Origin of the sequence: Mesorhizobium sp. M8A.F.Ca.ET.218.01.1.1, assembly GCF_004791165.1 — a bacterium.
Lineage (GTDB): Bacteria > Pseudomonadota > Alphaproteobacteria > Rhizobiales > Rhizobiaceae > Mesorhizobium.
The window spans coordinates 40002-54153 of the sequence record NZ_SRUZ01000006.1; the positions used below are offsets into that span (position 1 = coordinate 40002).

13 protein-coding genes, 1 tRNA gene and 1 pseudogene are annotated in these 14152 nt (G+C 61.5%); 8 read left to right on the forward strand and 7 right to left on the reverse strand.

Annotated features, from left to right (window positions below):
* Positions 1-157: 157 nt before the first annotated feature.
* Together EN861_RS21505 and EN861_RS21510 are read left to right on the forward strand one after the other, a co-directional pair.
* Positions 158-787 carry a histidine phosphotransferase family protein gene (locus EN861_RS21505; protein WP_127279334.1) on the forward strand — a complete coding sequence of 210 codons (630 nt, stop codon included), beginning with the start codon at positions 158-160 and terminating at the stop codon, positions 785-787.
* A 247-nt stretch (positions 788-1034) separates the two neighbouring features.
* Positions 1035-1403: a response regulator gene (locus EN861_RS21510; RefSeq protein ID WP_127279335.1), complete on the forward strand. Its 369-nt coding sequence runs from the start codon at positions 1035-1037 to the stop codon at positions 1401-1403.
* A gap of 128 nt (positions 1404-1531) precedes the next feature.
* On the opposite strand, the gene ctrA is transcribed toward EN861_RS21510, so the two are convergent.
* On the reverse strand, positions 1532-2227 hold the full coding sequence (gene ctrA / locus EN861_RS21515; RefSeq protein ID WP_006203583.1) for a cell cycle two-component system response regulator CtrA: 696 nt from the start codon (positions 2225-2227) through the stop codon (positions 1532-1534).
* 451 nt (positions 2228-2678) lie between these two features.
* Between ctrA and EN861_RS21520 the strand changes: the two genes are divergently transcribed.
* Positions 2679-3056, forward strand: coding sequence for a flagellar export protein FliJ (locus EN861_RS21520; protein ID WP_027146385.1), 378 nt, complete (start codon positions 2679-2681; stop codon positions 3054-3056).
* 109 nt (positions 3057-3165) lie between these two features.
* Here the strand turns inward: EN861_RS21520 and EN861_RS21525 are convergent, their stop codons facing one another.
* Positions 3166-3564 (reverse strand): helix-turn-helix domain-containing protein, encoded by a 399-nt coding sequence (locus EN861_RS21525; RefSeq protein WP_127279336.1) that lies wholly within the window; start codon positions 3562-3564, stop codon positions 3166-3168.
* Between the two features lie 87 nt (positions 3565-3651).
* On the opposite strand from EN861_RS21525, the gene EN861_RS21530 reads away from it, so the two are divergent.
* Positions 3652-4578, forward strand: a complete 927-nt coding sequence (locus EN861_RS21530) for an NADP-dependent oxidoreductase (protein ID WP_135865474.1) — start codon at positions 3652-3654, stop codon at positions 4576-4578.
* Between the two features lie 70 nt (positions 4579-4648).
* Here EN861_RS21530 and EN861_RS21535 read toward each other — a convergent pair whose 3' ends face one another.
* On the reverse strand, positions 4649-4924 hold the full coding sequence (locus EN861_RS21535; protein WP_006203587.1) for a DUF1153 domain-containing protein: 276 nt from the start codon (positions 4922-4924) through the stop codon (positions 4649-4651).
* A 289-nt stretch (positions 4925-5213) separates the two neighbouring features.
* On the opposite strand from EN861_RS21535, the gene mnmA reads away from it, so the two are divergent.
* Entirely contained in the window at positions 5214-6404 is a 1191-nt protein-coding gene (gene mnmA, locus EN861_RS21540) for a tRNA 2-thiouridine(34) synthase MnmA (protein WP_135865476.1), read from the forward strand.
* A gap of 93 nt (positions 6405-6497) precedes the next feature.
* On the opposite strand, the gene EN861_RS21545 is transcribed toward mnmA, so the two are convergent.
* The gene (locus EN861_RS21545; protein WP_127275674.1) at positions 6498-7457 is read right to left on the reverse strand and encodes a Gfo/Idh/MocA family oxidoreductase; all 960 of its coding nucleotides are present in this window, start codon (positions 7455-7457) and stop codon (positions 6498-6500) included.
* 239 nt (positions 7458-7696) lie between these two features.
* Here EN861_RS21545 and EN861_RS21550 point away from each other — a divergent pair.
* Positions 7697-7773, forward strand: a tRNA-Met gene (locus EN861_RS21550).
* Between the two features lie 187 nt (positions 7774-7960).
* Here EN861_RS21550 and EN861_RS21555 read toward each other — a convergent pair.
* The gene (locus EN861_RS21555; protein ID WP_135865479.1) at positions 7961-10006 is read right to left on the reverse strand and encodes a flotillin family protein; all 2046 of its coding nucleotides are present in this window, start codon (positions 10004-10006) and stop codon (positions 7961-7963) included.
* A 305-nt stretch (positions 10007-10311) separates the two neighbouring features.
* Here EN861_RS21555 and EN861_RS36850 point away from each other — a divergent pair.
* Together EN861_RS36850 and EN861_RS21565 are read left to right on the forward strand one after the other, a co-directional pair.
* A pseudogene (locus EN861_RS36850) lies at positions 10312-10425 on the forward strand (MucR family transcriptional regulator); the annotation flags it as partial.
* Between the two features lie 232 nt (positions 10426-10657).
* On the forward strand, positions 10658-11968 hold the full coding sequence (locus EN861_RS21565; protein WP_135865481.1) for an Nramp family divalent metal transporter: 1311 nt from the start codon (positions 10658-10660) through the stop codon (positions 11966-11968).
* 206 nt (positions 11969-12174) lie between these two features.
* Here EN861_RS21565 and EN861_RS21570 read toward each other — a convergent pair whose 3' ends face one another.
* Positions 12175-12921 (reverse strand): SDR family NAD(P)-dependent oxidoreductase, encoded by a 747-nt coding sequence (locus EN861_RS21570; RefSeq protein ID WP_135865483.1) that lies wholly within the window; start codon positions 12919-12921, stop codon positions 12175-12177.
* Positions 12922-12958: 37 nt separating this feature from the next.
* On the reverse strand, positions 12959-14137 hold the full coding sequence (locus EN861_RS21575; RefSeq protein ID WP_135865486.1) for an alanine--glyoxylate aminotransferase family protein: 1179 nt from the start codon (positions 14135-14137) through the stop codon (positions 12959-12961).
* Between the last annotated feature and the right edge of the window lie 15 nt (positions 14138-14152).

Consider the following 14152-nt stretch of genomic DNA (forward strand, 5'->3'; position numbering starts at 1 on the left):
CGAACACGCCATTTGCCCCGACGACAATCTTGGATTTGTTGCTGTACGAACGAGTGCTGTGTATTCAGAGAGCCTCGGGTTGGAACGTGATTCGTGTGGGTAGCGCGATAGCAGGTCGCCCGGTCACGACTAGTGGAATTTGCAGGGATTTTCACCGATGGCCGATCTGTTCACCCTCACCGCCCCCGATCTGGCGGCGCTCTTGTGCAGCCGCGTCTGCCACGACATCATCTCGCCGGTCGGCGCGATCAACAACGGGCTTGAACTGCTCGACGAAGGTGGTGCCGACGAAGACGCCATGCGGCTGATCCGCCAGAGCGCAAAGAACGCCTCCGCCCGTTTGCAGTTCGCCCGGATCGCCTTCGGCGCCGCCGGCTCGGCCGGCATGATGATTGACACCGGAGATGCCGAGGCCGTCGCCATCGCCTTCCTCAAGAACGAAAAGCCGGAATTGGTCTGGAACGGCATCCGCGCGCTGCTGCCCAAGAACAAGGTCAAGCTGCTGCTCAACCTGCTCCTGGTTGCCAATGCCGCCATTCCGCGCGGCGGCAAGCTGGTGGTGACGCTCGAAAATCTCGAAACCGAGCCGCGTTTTTCGCTTTCGGCAAGCGGGCCGATGCTGCGTGTGCCGCCGAAATTCCTCGAACTGCATTCCGGTCACAAGCCTGAGGAGCCGATCGACGCGCATTCGGTGCAGCCCTATTACACGCTGCTGCTGGCCCGCGAGGCCAACATGACGATTTCGATCCATGCGACGGCTGAAGAAATCGTCCTTTCGGCGGCCTGAAATCGACGCTGGCAGCGCGATCGAACAAAGTATTTCAATCTGAAATATTTCATTGACGCCCCAATCGGGGTGCGATGAACTTTGCCTGCGCGGCAACGCCGAAGCATCCGCAAGGAAAAGCGCGTCGAACGGTATCTTTGCAAAAATTTTACCTAACGGCTTTTCGGCTTCTTTACCAGATCGGTCTAGGCTACGCCGCAGATGCCCCGCACGACCGGATTGCCAAAGGGCAAAGAGGACCCGGAAAATGAAACGCTGCATGTTCGTCGACGATTCAAGCGTCATCAGGAAGGTCGCAAAACGCATCCTGGGCGGTTCCGACATGATGGTCATCGAGGCAGCCAGCGGGCTTGACGCACTGGAGATGTGCGCGGCCGACATGCCCGACATCATCGTCGTCGACGGCGCCCTGCCGGACATGCAGGCGATCGACCTCATCCGGCGCGTGCGCGCCTTGGAAAGCCCGATCAAGCCGCAGATCCTGATCTCGCTGGTCGAACTCGATATTGCGTCGATCATGCGCGCCAAGCGCGCCGGCGCCCAGGGCTATCTGTTGAAGCCCTTCAATCGCCCGCAACTGCTCGAGCGCTTTCGCGCCTTGAAGATCGCTGCCTGAACGCTGTTCCAGGAGAACCGCGGCGGCCTGCCGTCTGTCCGGCAGTGCGCAAAAACAAATGATTGTCGGCCTACAATGCAAAAACCCGGCCATGGCCGGGTTTTTTAGAAAAGCTCTGCCGGCTGCGCTCAGGCGCTGACGCGGATGTCTTCCGGTTCGCGCAGCACATAGCCGCGACCCCAGACGGTCTCGATGTAGTTCTGGCCACCGGAAGCGGCGTCGAGCTTCTTGCGCAGCTTGCAGATGAAGACGTCGATGATCTTCAGTTCCGGCTCGTCCATGCCGCCATAGAGGTGGTTGAGGAACATTTCCTTGGTGAGCGTGGTGCCCTTGCGCAGCGAGAGCAGCTCCAGCATCTGGTATTCCTTGCCGGTCAGGTGCACGCGCTGGCCACCGACCTCGACGGTCTTGGCGTCAAGGTTGACCACCAGATCGCCCGTGGTGATGACCGACTGGGCGTGCCCCTTGGAGCGGCGCACGATGGCATGAATGCGCGCCACCAGCTCGTCCTTGTGGAACGGCTTGGTCATGTAGTCGTCCGCGCCGAAGCCGAGGCCGCGTACCTTGTCCTCGATGCCAGCCATGCCGGAGAGGATGAGGATGGGCGTCTTTACCTTGGAGAGGCGAAGCGTTCTCAAGACCTCGTAGCCGGACATGTCGGGCAGGTTGAGGTCGAGAAGGATGATGTCGTAGTCGTAGAGCTTGCCCAGATCGACACCCTCTTCGCCGAGGTCCGTCGTATAGACATTGAAACTTTCCGATTTCAGCATCAGCTCGATGCTTTGTGCGGTTGCACTGTCATCTTCTATCAGCAGAACACGCATTTCATTCCCCTTTTCTGCCGCCGGACCATTTCACGACCCGTCCTGCCCCGGAGCAGTGGTTGCCTTGTAGAGAGGCTGCCATCGAATGGTTAACAAAACCTAATTTCCCGTTCATTACGGTATCAGATTTTTTAACCCCTTTCTACACCCTCTTGAATCTAATAACGAATCACAGACCAAAATTCCTAATGCGACACATTAATAACCTGGACTAAGTGACTCCAGGGACTCATCGACGCGGCTTCGCTTCGGCGGCCGGAATTTTTACCCGGCCTTAAGCCCTGACCCGTATGATTAACAATGCCCGTAAACGAATGGTTACCGCCGGCAAAAAACTTTAGGGTTTTGTTTCCCATAGTGCGGGGAAAGCCGGTGGATACGGGCAGTGCTTGGGCCTTTCCAAGTGGTTTGGACGATATGTGCGGGTGTGCGTTTCCGGGAGTACCGAATCATGAAGTCACGTGAAAACCTCGTCCGGCTGAAGCAGTTTCAGGTGAATGAGAAGCGGCGGCAGATGCTGCAGCTCGACATGATGATCGCCGAGTTCGAGCGCATGGCCGTCGAACTGGAGCTTCAGATCACCGCCGAGGAAAAGAAAGCCGGCATCACCGATATCAACCATTTCGCCTATCCGACCTTCGCCAAGGCGGCGCGTCTGCGCCGCGACAATCTCAGGAACTCGCAAGGCGACCTCGCCCAGCAGCGAAGCGCCGCCGAATCATTACTCGGCGAAGCTGAAGCGGAGCTTTCCAAGGCTGAGATGCTGGAATCGCGCGATACCAAGATTCGCGAGGCCGAAACCGGCGGCCGCAGCGCCATGATCGGCTGAACCGGCCGACATCGGCGCTATTCGGCACGCGCACAAGCGCGCCCGCTGTCGGGACGGCAACCTGAACCAGCGCCGGCTGGCGCCGCGAAGTGCTGCTGGCGCACAAGACCTAGGCCGCCCAGTCCGCCTCATTTCCGTTGGTCGCCCTTGCCCGGGCATCCTTGATATCGGGCGCATGCTGCTCTGCCCACGATCTGATCTGGGTAAGCAGTTCCGCCAGGTTCTGGCCGAGCTCCGTCAGTTCATATTCCACGTGTGGCGGAATGACCGGATAGACCTCTCGCCGCACCAGGCCGTCACGTTCCAGCACACGCAAGGTCTGGGTCAGCATCTTGGGCGTGATGCCTTCGAGCTTGCGGGCAAGCGCACCATTGCGCAGCCGGCCTTTGCGCAGCGCGCAGACAACCAGATAGACCCATTTGCTGGCCAGCATTTCCAAAACGGTGTGCGACGGACATGTCCGCCGGAACGCGTCATAGCCTAAGGGGGAGTCGCAATCACTATCCATGAGGTACCTATGTATCAATAAGGTGCATACTAGACAATAGCTCCTTACTCTCCAAATGATAGTGGCATCGATCAGCAGGAGAGATTCATGCGTGCCGTTACCCAGAATGCCGTCGGCGGACCCGACGTTCTTGTCATCGCCGAATTGCCCGATCCCACGCCGAAGGCCGGCGAGGTGCTGGTCCGCGTCAAGGCGGCCGGCATCAATCCCGTCGATGGCGCGGTGCGCGCCGGCTACTATCCGCTGCTCGGCGAGCCGCCTTTCATCCTTGGCTGGGATATTTCGGGGACGGTCGAGGCCCTGGGCGCCGGCGTCACCAGCTTCAAGGTCGGCGACGACGTGTTCGGCATGCCGCGCTTTCCCAAGCAGGCCGCGGCCTACGCCGAACTGGCGGTGGTGCCGGCCGATGAGATCGCGCCGAAGCCGAAGAGGGCGGACCACACCTGGGCCGGCGCATTGCCGCTGGCCGGTCTCACCGCCTGGCAAGGCCTTGTCCGCCATGGCGCACTGCAATCAGGCCAACGCGTGCTGGTGCACGCCGGAGCTGGCGGCGTTGGCCATCTGGCCGTGCAGATCGCCAAGGCGCGTGGTGCTTACGTCGTTGCCACGACCAGCCCGGGCAAGCTCGACTTCGTGCGCAAGCTGGGCGCCGATGAGGTGATCGACTACACCAAGGGTGATTTCACCAGCCAGATCAGCGACATCGACCTGGTGCTGGAGCCGCTGGGCGGCGACCATGCCGATCGCTCCCTGAAGGTGCTGAAGCCCGGCGGCGTGCTGGTGTCATTGCTCAATGTCAACGACGCCACGCGCGCCGACGCCAGTTCGCGCGATATCAGGGTCGAGCGCATGTCGGTGGTGCCCGACCGCGAGGGCCTGCTCGAGCTCGCTGGGTTGATCGACGCGCAAAAGCTTGCCGTCCACGTGGCCAGGACTTTTCCCCTCGACCAGGCGGGAGCCGCCCACGCCTTTCTCGCCACCAGGCCGATCGGCAAGGTGGCACTGACGATCTGAGCGGCGACACCGTCGCTCCGAAAGAAAAAGGGCGCGGCTTGCCGCGCCCTTTGATCGTGGTGAGGCCGGCCTAGTGCCGGTATTGCTGGATACGCGTGGTGCGCAGCCCGGCAAGGCCGTATTCGTCGATCGACGCTTGCCAGGACAGGAATTCCTCCGTGGTCAGCTTGTAGCGCTGGCATGCCTCTTCAAGGCTCAAAAGTCCGCCGCGCACCGCTGCAACCACTTCCGCCTTGCGCCGGATGACCCAGCGACGCGTGTTCGTCGGCGGCAGATCGGCAATCGTAAGCGGGCTGCCGTCAGGCCCGATAACATATTTGACTCTAGGTCTAACCAGATCGGTCATCGTACTCTCTACAAAAAACTCAAAGACCCAATCCCCGCCACGTTACCGCCACAGCTTTAAAAATTGCCTAAGCAGACCCTAATGACTAGGTAAGGATCGTGAACGCCGCGTTAGTCTTTTAGCGGGCATTTGAAATATGCGGCTGGAAGCCCTGTTTTGGCCGGGAGAAATGTATCCATTCGCAGCGTTCGCGACGCGCCGCCGGTCGCCCTGCAAGCTGGCGCAGCAGGAAAGCTTGACCTATATTCTCGACATTGGCATTCAGACGCCGCGTTAGAATGAAAGCACCATGAACAGCCTCGACCTTCCCGGACGCCCAGAAAACACCCGCATCGTCGTCGCCATGTCGGGCGGCGTCGATTCATCCGTGGTCGCCGGCCTGCTGAAGCGCGAGGGCTACGATGTCGTCGGCGTCACCTTGCAGCTCTATGATCATGGTGCGGCAACGCATCGGGCCGGATCATGCTGCGCCGGCCAGGACATCGACGATGCCCGCCGCGTCTCCGAGACGCTGGGCATTCCCCACTATGTGCTCGATTATGAGGAGCGGTTCCGCAAGGCGGTCATCGACCCCTTCGCCGAGAGCTATGTCGCCGGCGAAACGCCCATTCCTTGCGTTTCCTGCAACCAGACGGTCAAGTTCGCCGATCTGCTGGCCACGGCCAAGGATCTCGGCGCCGATGCGCTCGCCACCGGCCACTACATCCGCTCCGGCGCCAATGGTGGCCACCGCGCCCTCTACCGGCCGGTCGACGCCGACCGCGACCAGAGCTATTTCCTGTTCGCCACCACGCAGGCGCAGATCGACTATCTGCGCTTTCCGCTTGGCGGCCTGTCGAAGCCGCAGGTTCGCGGCATCGCCGAGGAGATGGGGCTGACGGTCGCCGCCAAGCAGGACAGTCAGGACATCTGCTTCGTGCCGCAGGGCAAATATTCCGACATCATCGCCAAGCTGAAGCCGGCCGCCGCCAATCCGGGCGACATCGTCCATATCGACGGCCGCGTGCTTGGCCGCCACGAGGGCATATTGCGCTACACGATCGGCCAGCGCCGTGGCATCGGCATCGCATCGGGCGAGCCGCTCTATGTCGTCCATCTCGATGCCGAGCGCGCCCGCGTCGTCGTCGGCCCGCGCGAGGCGCTGGAGACGCACAAGATCTATCTGCGCAACATGAACTGGCTGGGAGACGGCGCCCTCGCCGATGTTCCCGCCGGCGGCATCGAGTTGTTCGCCAAGGTGCGCTCGACCAGGCCGCCACGGCCGGCGGTGCTGCGCCACGAGGCAGGCGTGACCTCGGTCGAACTGGCCGATGGTGAATCGGGCATCGCGCCCGGACAGGCCTGCGTGCTCTATTCCGACGACGGCAACGAGGCCCGCGTCTTCGGCGGCGGCTTCATCGAGCGTTCCGAGCGCGGCGCCGAGGCCGAGGCGATGCTGAACCGGCTCGCCGCCAAGCCGGCGCGGGTGCCCGCCGAATAACACCCTCTCAAAGACCGTTTCGAAATCCACTTTAGGCAGCCATCAGATGGCCGCCCCAGTAGAATTTCCAAACAGTAGAATTTCCGAACAGTCTCAGGATTTGGTGTGAGTGACGGTGCCAGCGGTCAGGATGCGCAGCACCCTGATCGCTTCCTCGCCGCTGGTGCGCGGTTCGGCGCGCGTCTCGATGCACTGGATGAAATGCTCCAGCTCGCGGGTCAGCGGCATGCCCTGGGCAACCGCGACATAGGACGGCTCGTTGGTGGTGAACGCCCACTGGCCGCTGTCCTGCCACACCGCGTGGCGGTAGACCGCAAGCTTACGCTCCCATGGCTCGACATCGTCGAACACAGCCATCGCCTTGGTGCCGACCACGGTCAGCCGGCGCTCGCGATAGGGGTTGAGCCGCGACGTGAAGAGATGGCTGCGCAGCCCGTTGGGAAAGCGCATATGCAGGTGCGCGAAATCGCTGAGATTGTCGAGGAGGGCCGCCCCCTCGCCGCGCACCTCGATCGGCTCGGTGCCGGTGATGGCCAGGATCATCGACAGATCGTGCGGCGCCAGGTCCCATAGCGCATCGTTCTCGGTATGGAACTTGCCGAGCCCCAGCCGGTGCGAATGGATGTAACGGACCTCGCCGAGCTCGCCCTTGTCGATCAGCCCTTTCAGCGTCTCGAAGGCGGGATGGAAGCGCAGGACATGGCCGACCATGAACACACGCTTATTGTCCCTGGCCGCCTGCACCGAGCGCTCGGCATCGGCCACCGTCAGCGCGATCGGCTTTTCCACCAGCACGTCCTTGCCGTTCTCGACGGCGCGCACGGCGAGGTCGGCATGGAACTGCGGCGGCAAGGCCATGATGATGGCGTCGATGTCATCGCGGACGAACAGCTGGTCCGGCTCGATCGCCAGGCAGTCCTGTTCGCTGGCAAAACCTTCGGCGCGGGCACGATTGGTGTCGGAAACCGCGTGCAACGCGCCGAGCGCCTTGAGGGTGCGGATGTGGTTTGAGCCCCAGTATCCGCAACCGAGGACTGCAATGCGCGGCTTCATCTGTTTCAAACTCTAAAAACTCGTGGCCGAGACATAGCGACGTGCCCCGTCGAACTCAACCCCGGCGGCCGCATCCAGGTGTTCGCGCGGCAAAGCTTTTCGCCATCGAGAATATGCGGCCCTATCGAATGCATCGAAGCTTGACAGGCTCGCCCTCCCAACCTTATATCCGCCCGACCTTGGCGAACGCCTCGAAATGCCTTGCGATTTAAGGCGGATTTCGGGCCTTTCGCCGCCCTGGCGGGGTAGCTCAGTTGGTTAGAGCACGGGAATCATAATCCTGGGGTCGGGGGTTCAAGTCCCTCTCCCGCTACCACTTCAAACCCACTATCGCACGCAATGTTTGTATTGCGGCGGCCGATTGATGCGGCCCGCTTTTCGGCATGCGGGTTCGCTGGGTGGAGAGCCACGGTCGAGGGCGGCCCAAGATTGCAGGCGCCGCCCCCATCCCGGCATGTTTCGGCAGAGCGCAAAATGGGCCGGTCCAACCGGCCCATCCTCGATCACTCCTCCTCAACGGGTGCCGGGACCTCATCCGGTAGGATTTGCGGTCCAACCCGGTCGGCAACGAGCATCGAAAGCATCATCTCGACAAGGCCGTTGGCGGCCCCCTTCTCGCCACCGGTAGCGCCGATCTGGATCTGCGGCACGAGCGGTAGCCTGCCATTTTCGATCGCCTCGGCGAAGCGCATGAGAACCTGCGAGTTGAGCTGATAGTCCGGGCCGCCGAAGGCCGCGACCTTCTTCTCGGTGGCTTCGGCCTCCGCCAGGCCGACGGCGCGAACCCTCTCGGCATCCGCAAAACCGGTCGCCTTGATGCGTTCGGCATCGGCAAGCGCGATAGCCTTGATCATGTCGGCCTCGCCCTGGCCGCCGAGGCGCACCTTCTCGGCCTCTGCCTTGGCAGTGACCTGAATGGTTTCCGCCTGCTGGCGGGTGCGGGCGAGTTGCGCCTTGCCCTCGTTCTCGCTGATCTCGATGGTAAGTGCCGAAGTCGTGATCTTGGCTTGCTGTTCGGCGAGCGCCTCCTTCTCACGCAACGTGCGTTCCTGGATGGCCGCCTTCTCCTGCAATTTATAAGTCTCGACCTTTTCGACCGCAATCTGGCGCTCGCGCAGCTGGATAAGGATCTGCTCTATGCTGTTCTGGCCATTGCCGGCACGTGGCGTACCAATCAACACTTCCTGCAGCTCGAGGCTGTAGGAATTGAATTTCTCGCGCATCTCCTCGCCCGATTTACGCTGGATATCGCTACGCTCCTGCAAAAGCTGGATCAGCGTCTTGGTCTGGGCGATATTCTTGAAATAAGCAGAAACCATCGGATCGAGCGTTTGTTCGACAAGCCGCTTGATGTCGCCGAAACGCTGCACCACGAGTGGCGCCTTCATATAGTCGATATGCACGACGACGGACAGCGGCAGCACAGGCTCGAACGCATCCTTGGTGATCAACGACACTTCAGACAGGTTCTCGTCCAGCCTGTGTTCGCCAAACTGCTCCTTCGTCCATTTGAGCACGAAGTTGGTGGTCGGCACGGTGATGATATTGCCGGCATAGGTATTGAACGCATACTTGCCTGGCAGCAGCGGCGTCGACCAGACACCGCGTGCGCCGATTTCGACCAGCTCGCCGTGACGGTATGCCTGCCCGGAAATATCCGTGCCGTGGCGGCCGTTATAGGAGACGACGACACCCACCGTGCCGACGTCAATGATCGTCTTCTCGACCAGTTCGACAGTCGCGAAAATGCGATTGAGGAAGTAGCTGCCGTCGGCCAGCACCTGCAACTGGCGGCCACGGTAACCACCGGCATCGAGAAACTTCTCCGGGTCCTGGAAATTGTTGTGGAAGTTCGGGTCGTTCGGATCGTTGGCGACGGTCGGTGCGATGATCTCGCCGTCCGGCAAGGCCGGACCGTCATGGATGGTGACGATACCGATCATGTCCTCGGCATTGTGGATGACGACTGGCTCAAAGCCGCCCCGCTCCGAGATCATGCTGGACATATTGGCAAAAAGGTTTTGTTCCGACGAGCTCAGATTAACGGAATGGATTGACTGGGCGGTGAGCACGATGAACTGTGCGAGATTGATGGCATAGGTGCCTTCACGCAAGATCTTGCGTTGCGGTCCCTTCTGTCCACCTTTTTCGAGAAAGCCGCGCACATCCTGGAAATCATCGGCATCGGTGTTGGAAGCAAGTGTCTGCGTCGGAGGCAGCGGCTTGCCATCACGGGCAAAAACATAGCCGATCTGACCCTGCGGGATGGTGACAAGATTGGCGCGATGCATCGAATATTGGAACGGCATGAAGAAATGCAGGCCGCCGCGCACGACTTCCGGCTGATAGCCTGCCTCACGGTTGAGCGCGATGAAGCCATTGCTGACCGAGCCGCGAAAACTCCATAGTTTTTCCAAGATGCCGAGCCTGTCGTTCGGGATGTAGCGGACCACGCCGCTCCACCAGAACAGGATCGCCAGCACGATGACGAGCACGGCCACCTCGATAGCCACCCATTCCATCGGGCCGAGATATTGTAGGGCTTCCATCTTTTCTCTCCTATGGGGCGCGCGAGTTCGTTCACCCGACGGTCACCCGGTTGGTGTTGATCTATGACGCGGGGAGACTGCGCGCCGACACGCTCGACGCGCTAAGGGCGTGTCGAACGTTTGGGCTGCTCATTGTATGGGAAAATGACCGCGCGTCCCGAGTCCCCAGTGAGGGCAGGCGTGGCCGTGAGCGATGTTACATCGGTGTTGCCTTGATAGACATAACAGAGAATGACGTAGGGATCGCGCCTACAGGTTTAAAGATATTCCGCGCGAAAATCGTATAAATCGCTGAAACAGCATCTCGCTTACACTACTACGGACTAACTCTAGATGAATATCGCTAGAAGTGGGGTTTGAAGCCGGATTACGCGATGGTTGCGCCGAACTGCGCGGCTCAAATGTCCACGCTCGCGAAGGGCGGCGGTACTCGAACGCAAACCGCGGTTGCCTCCCACCAAAAATGCTTCTCCCAAGCGGCCGTTGGTATCTTGTCGCTTGGAGTGTGCCTCCTTTGCTGGCGACATGATATTTCTCGCGCGCTGAGGGGCTACTGCCGGGCGTTTCAGCAATGGCTAAAGGAACCGAACGGCGATCGCCGAATTTTGCTTCAAGCGGATCTCGAAGGATCCGCGTTTCTGGAGCACCTGCATGAGCAACACGAGCGTCGAAGTCTCGGAGAAACAGAGCAACATTCGGGCAAAAGGGCCAGTCCAGCGATTCCTGCGCACAATCGGACCTGGCTTCATCACAGGCGCTTCGGACGACGACCCTTCGGGCATCGGCACGTACAGCCAAGCGGGCGCCCAGCTGGGGTTCAATGTCGGTTGGACCATGGTATTCACTTTTCCGCTCATGGTCGCGATCCAGGAGATAGCCGCGCGGATAGGGCGGACGACAGGTCGAGGTATTTCCGGCAATCTCTCCCGATACTACCCGCCTGCCCTGATGTATTTTGTAGCCTTGCTTTTGTTCGCCGCCAACGTGATCAACATCGGGGCGGATCTGAGCGCGATGGCTGATGCGCTGCGACTGCTGGTGGGCGGCCCAAGCTCGCTTTACGTCCTTGCGTTCGGCGTGGCATGCGTTCTGGCGATCGTCTTTCTCGACTACAGCCGATACGTCACGGTCCTGAAATGGACAACGCTGAGCCTCTTTGCCTATGTGGTGGCTGCGTTTCTGGCTGATATCCCATGGGGGGAGGCCCTCAAGGGGGTCGTTCTCCCGCACATGGAATGGAACCGAGCGTTCTTCACGACGCTTCTGGCCATACTCGGCACCACGATTTCTCCCTACCTGTTCTTCTGGCAGGCGTCGCAAGAGGTCGAAGAGGAGAAGATCGACCCGAAGGCCAAGCCGCTGAGATGGGCACCGTGGCAGGCGTCGGGCGCCTTCCAGCGCATTCGCGCCGACACCTTGGTGGGCATGGCTTTTTCGAACCTGATAGCCATTGCAATCATCGTCACGACCGCCGCCACCTTGCACAAGGCCGGAGTGACCGACATCAATTCCTCCACCGATGCGGCCAAGGCGCTGGAGCCGGCCGCAGGCAAATTCGCATTTGCGATCTTTGCAATGGGGATTATCGGCACCGGCCTTCTCGCGGTTCCGGTTCTGGCGGGCTCGGCCGCCTTCGCCGTGGGTGAGGCGCGCCGTTGGCCAGTGGGACTGGAGCGCAAGCCGAAGGAAGCGATGGCATTTTATGCAACCTTGGCCGCTGCTGTGGCGCTGGGCATGGGGATCATGTTCACGCCGATCGATCCCATAAAGGCGCTTTATTGGAGCGCTGTCATCAACGGCATATGCGCCGTCCCTGTAATGGTCGTCATGATGCTGATGACCGGGCGCTCCGACATCATGGGCGAATTCCCCGTTGAGGGTTGGCTGCGCTTTCTCGGATGGCTTGCGACAGTCACAATGGGACTGTCCGTGGTCGGCCTTGCGCTGCAGTGGGTCTTTTGAATGCCGCGAGTCCCAACCGGGTTGGGGAAGCCTACCGCAACACCGTCATCAGCAGGGGCGTGTGGGGCCGTTCGGCCGATCTAGCCCGACTTAGCCTGCGAACGAGTACGGAAAGCCCCGCTTTCGTCGAATCGATCCACATAGCCTCAGGCGGGTCCCTGTCGCCCGCAACCTGCCGGCCGTGGCTGTCGATGTGTTGATGGCCTCTAATGCCGGATCATGCCCGCATCGACGTTGAGCGTCTGGCCGGTGATCCAGCGCGCGTCATCGGATGCGAGAAATGCCACGACATCGGCGATGTGTTCGGGCTGGCCCTTGCCCTTCATCGCCTGCAGCATCTCGACGAAGCCGAACGCCTCGTTGTGCGGGCTGGCCTTGACGCCATCGCTCTCGATCAGACCCGGCGTCACCGCATTGGCGGTGATGTTGTACTTGCCAAGCTCGGTAGCCAGCGCCCGGGTGAAGCCGATGACGCCGCCCTTGGCCGCGACATAGGCCGCCATGTTCGGTGTGCCGGCGAAGAAGGTATTGGAGGCGATGCTGATCACGCGTCCGGCCTTGCCCGCCGCCCGCATCTGGTCGGTCGCCGCCCGGGTGACGATGAACGTCCCTGTCAGGTTGACGTCGATGATCTTGCGCCAATGGTCGAGGTCGACATCGTCCCAGGCGACGAACGGCACGATGCTGGCATTGTTGACCAGGATGTCGACGCCGCCGGTCAGCGCGTGGATCTCGCCGAACAGCGCCTTGACCGAGGCCGGATCGGCAATGTCGGCGGCGACAGCCTTCGCCTTGCCGCCGATCGCGGTGGCCGCGGCCTTCGCACCCTCGGCATCGATGTCGCTGACGATGACGGTCGCGCCGTCGGCCGCCAGCCGCGCCGCGATCGCCTTGCCGATGCCCTGTGCGGCGCCCGTCACCAGCGCCGTCTTTCCCGCAAGCCGTTCAGTCATGAAATTTCTCCTCAATGCGCAATCTGGTGATGTCTGTTCAGGCGTCGGCGTCGATCACGGCCAGCGCCGCGTCGATGCCCTTGCCGACCGCAAGCTTCCGGCCTTCCGCATTCATGGCGCCGCCAAGCGCCGTCAGTGCCGCGACGGCGTAGATCGGCTGCGCCGTCGGGCCCATATGGCCAATGCGCGTCAGCTTGCCCAATGTCTCGCCCCGGCCCGACGAAAACACCACGCCGTAGCGGGCGCGCGCTGCCTGGCGAAGTGCTTTCTCGTCGACACCATCCGGCGTGCGGACAGCGGTCGTCGTCGGCGAGGCGATCGTGTCGCTGGCGGCCCAGATCGACAGGCCCATCGCGGTGGCGCCCGCACGCATGGCCTTGGCGGTCAGGGCATGGCGCGCCCACACCGCTTCCGGCCCCTCGTTGAGATAGAGGTCGAGCGCGACATCGAGCCCGTTGATTTCCGAGACCGATGGCGTGAACGGAAACGGCTTTTCCCTCGACCAGGCATTTTCCCAATCGACGATGCTCAGCATCGATGCGCGCGGCGCCAGCGGATTGGCCTTCATCTTGGCCCAGGCCCGCTCGCTGACGCCCATCATGGTCAGGCCGGGAGGTGCGCCGAGGCACTTGTTCGGCCCGGTGACGTAGATGTCGGCCTTGCAGTCCTCCGGATGCGTCTTCATGCCCCCGAACGACGAGACGGCATCGACGATCAGGTAGCCGCCATGCGCCGATACCAGCGCGCCGATGGCATCGATCGGATTGATCGTGCCCGACGGGGTGTCGTGATGGCAGACGGAGACGACCGTGATTTCCGGATGCGCCTTCAGCATGTCGGCAACCGCCTGCGGGTCGATCGCCTCATTGTAGGGCACCTCGATCTCGAGCAGATGCGGCGAATAGCGTTTCGCCCAGTAGCCGAACCCCTTGCCGTAGACACCCGAGGCAAGGTTGAGCACCACGTCGTCGGGCGTGATCAGCGACGCTGCCGCCGCTTCCAGGCCCAGCACCGGCTCGCCATGCAGGATGACAGGCTTGTTGGAAAGCCGCATCGCCTTCTGCGCCTTGTCGACGACCTTCTCGTAGAAGAGCTGGAAGGCCGGGTCGTAATCGTAAAGCACGGTGCGGCCGAGGCCCCGCAGCACCTCGGCATAAGCGTTCACCGGTCCAGCGGTCAGGGTGATGACCGGATCGGCGTGTTCGAGATAGCGCATGGTCTTGGTCTCCGG

Coding starts and splice junctions, on each gene's coding strand:
- EN861_RS21555 (WP_135865479.1), bottom strand. CDS start 10,006: ATGGAAGCCCTACAATATCTCGGCCCGATGGAATGGGTGGCTATCGAG.
- EN861_RS21535 (WP_006203587.1), bottom strand. CDS start 4,924: ATGACCGATCTGGTTAGACCTAGAGTCAAATATGTTATCGGGCCTGAC.
- EN861_RS21530 (WP_135865474.1), top strand. CDS start 3,652: ATGCGTGCCGTTACCCAGAATGCCGTCGGCGGACCCGACGTTCTTGTC.
- ctrA (WP_006203583.1), bottom strand. CDS start 2,227: ATGCGTGTTCTGCTGATAGAAGATGACAGTGCAACCGCACAAAGCATC.
- EN861_RS21575 (WP_135865486.1), bottom strand. CDS start 14,137: ATGCGCTATCTCGAACACGCCGATCCGGTCATCACCCTGACCGCTGGA.
- EN861_RS21565 (WP_135865481.1), top strand. CDS start 10,658: ATGAGCAACACGAGCGTCGAAGTCTCGGAGAAACAGAGCAACATTCGG.
- EN861_RS21510 (WP_127279335.1), top strand. CDS start 1,035: ATGAAACGCTGCATGTTCGTCGACGATTCAAGCGTCATCAGGAAGGTC.
- EN861_RS21505 (WP_127279334.1), top strand. CDS start 158: ATGGCCGATCTGTTCACCCTCACCGCCCCCGATCTGGCGGCGCTCTTG.
- mnmA (WP_135865476.1), top strand. CDS start 5,214: ATGAACAGCCTCGACCTTCCCGGACGCCCAGAAAACACCCGCATCGTC.
- EN861_RS21520 (WP_027146385.1), top strand. CDS start 2,679: ATGAAGTCACGTGAAAACCTCGTCCGGCTGAAGCAGTTTCAGGTGAAT.
- EN861_RS21570 (WP_135865483.1), bottom strand. CDS start 12,921: ATGACTGAACGGCTTGCGGGAAAGACGGCGCTGGTGACGGGCGCCGCA.
- EN861_RS21545 (WP_127275674.1), bottom strand. CDS start 7,457: ATGAAGCCGCGCATTGCAGTCCTCGGTTGCGGATACTGGGGCTCAAAC.
- EN861_RS21525 (WP_127279336.1), bottom strand. CDS start 3,564: ATGGATAGTGATTGCGACTCCCCCTTAGGCTATGACGCGTTCCGGCGG.